2 protein-coding genes and 1 pseudogene are annotated in these 2,223 nt (G+C 63.7%); 2 read left to right on the top strand and 1 reads right to left on the bottom strand.

Annotated features, from left to right (window positions below; translation table 11 throughout):
* Positions 1-764, bottom strand: a 764-nt coding sequence (locus EN745_RS33850; RefSeq protein WP_145992305.1) for a YihY/virulence factor BrkB family protein, incomplete at its 3' end; no start/stop codon positions are given.
* A gap of 149 nt (positions 765-913) precedes the next feature.
* On the opposite strand from EN745_RS33850, the gene EN745_RS37730 reads away from it, so the two are divergent.
* Both EN745_RS37730 and EN745_RS33835 read left to right on the top strand, forming a co-directional pair.
* Positions 914-1,480: a low affinity iron permease family protein gene (locus tag EN745_RS37730; protein ID WP_348627250.1), complete on the top strand. Its 567-nt coding sequence runs from the start codon at positions 914-916 to the stop codon at positions 1,478-1,480.
* A gap of 539 nt (positions 1,481-2,019) precedes the next feature.
* Positions 2,020-2,223, top strand: a pseudogene (locus tag EN745_RS33835) (hypothetical protein); the annotation flags it as partial.

Raw genomic sequence — 2,223 nt, 5'->3', positions numbered from 1 at the left:
TAGTAGACCCACAGCAGCGTGACGATCAGGCCGCCCGCGGCGCCGTAGGATGAGGCGATCGTGCTGGCGCCCAGATACCAGCCGATCGCAGATTTACCGACGGTGAAAAGCGCCGCCGTCACCAGCGCGCCAAGGCCGACATCGCGCCACGCCAGCGACCGATCCGGCAAAAGCTTGTAGATGGCGGCGAACAGCACCGCCGTCAGAACGAACGACAGGATCGTGTTCAGCACGCTGGCTATCGCCTCGCCAAACGGCAGATACGCATTCAGCGTCGCAGCCAACGCCGAGATCGCCGCGCTGGCGATCAAGGAGACCAGCAAAAGAAAGCCCAACGCGGCCACCAGCCCGAGGCTTGCGGCGCGTGCCCGCACGATTCTCGACAGGGACGTGTCGGTTGGCTCGACTTTCCAGATGGTGTTGAGCGCGAGCTGCATCTCGCCGAAAACCCCGGATGCGGTGGCGAGCAGCGCGACCAGTCCGACTATGGCGGCCCATGTTCCGCTTGTCTGGTTCGACGCCGACTCCAGCGTGGCGCGGAATAGCTCCGCGCTCTGCGCGCCCATCAGTCCGGAGATCTGCGCCGACAGTGCAAGTTCCGCCGCCTGGTGCCCAACGACGATCCCGGAGATTGCCACCACGATCAGCAGGATGGGCGCCAGCGAGGTTGCGGCATAGAAGGCGAGAGCTGCCCCCCGGCTCAAGGCATTGTCGTTGACGAAGCCGGTGGCGCTCTCTTTCAACAAGGCCCAGATCATCGCCATCAACGCCTCGATGTCCCGCGTACCGGCCACCGCTCCCGCCACGTCGTCAAGGCAGCCAGCTCCCGGTCTTCGCCTTGCGCGCGGCGGCGCGGTTCTGACCAGCGGCCGCCCTTGTCTTGGCGTCCTTGGAATGTCTTGGCGTCCTTGGAATGCGCGGCGATCGCCGGGCCGGCACCGGTCGCATTGCGCATTTCGCCGCTCTTCCCGGCCGGCGGCTGCTTTCCGATCAGGCCAGGAAAAGTATTTCCGAAAAGGCCCATGGCAGATCTCCTTGGCACGCCGGCCTGAGCGTTAATCTGCCGCCTTTCGTTTTGTTCCCGAGGCAACCGAACCGCCATTGGGGCATTGAAGGCAACAATGGGAGACGCGCCATGGACCGGCCGCTTTACTTTCTTGCGGAGTTCTTTTCGAAGCCGCCGGGGTTCTATGTCATGTTGGCCGCCGCGCTTTTATGCGCGCTCGTGGCGAGTTCGACGGTCGGGACCTACATCCTGTCGATTTCCGCCATTGCCTTGACGGGAGTGGTGCTGATCCAGAACTATCGCGACACCTCGGCCATACAGGCCAAGCTCAACGAAATCATCGTGGCGCTGGATGCCGCGAGAAACGACGTTGTCGGTCTTGAGCACGGCTCGCGGGAAGAGATCACCGCCGAGCTCGAAAGCATCGAGAAAAGGGCAGGCCGCACCGCCAAAAGCAGGTCGGGCACAGCCTAGCGGCGCGTGCACGGCCATGCCTGAAAGCCGCCGGTCTTTCGCCAGCGCGGCGGGCGTCCGGAGAAATTGCTGCTGGCCGTCATAGTTCTCGTCACCTTCCGTCGCGCGCAGGCCGATTTGCGCGCTTGCCCATCAGCCAACGGCGGAGCCAGAACATGCCACCGGGCAACATGCTCGGCTGCCCCATTGCCCTCATGGCTTCCAGCCACTTGTCGAACGCGATTCCGCGATTCTGCCGGTTCGCGGCCGGCCGTGGGGTGCCTGCTCCCAAGGGCGGCGTCGCCAGCACGAAATGGCGGCGCCGGTTTTGCCGTCTCTGTCCCGGAATCCGCCTTGCGAGGCCTTGTGCAAGGACTACATCTTGAGGTTGAACTAAGACCTAAGTCTGATATCAGACAAGCAAAAAGTCCGAAGAGGCAAGACAAGGGTCGTGGGCCACTTTCGCGAAGCCCCGCGATTTGTGAATGCTTTCTCATCGACAATGCCGTTGGGGTTTTCGGCTAGCTGTCGCGCCGGTTGACCGGCAAGGGGAGAGTGGGATGCGCGTACCGCGCATGGGCCAACTGGGCTGGCTTGTCTTGCGCGTTTTCGCCGCGCTGGCGCTGATTTTTGCACCCTTTCACCTCTCGGTCGATGGTGTCGCCACCAACAAGGCCTATGCCGGCAAGGGCGGCGGCGGGAACGGAAACGGCGGCGGCAATGGTGGCGGGAACGGAAACGGCGGCGGGAATAGCGGGGGCGGG

This window comes from Mesorhizobium sp. M4A.F.Ca.ET.022.05.2.1 (genome assembly GCF_003998845.1).
Lineage (GTDB): Bacteria > Pseudomonadota > Alphaproteobacteria > Rhizobiales > Rhizobiaceae > Mesorhizobium.
Note: the sequence above shows the minus strand (reverse complement) of the source record. Positions and strands in the feature narration are given on the sequence as shown.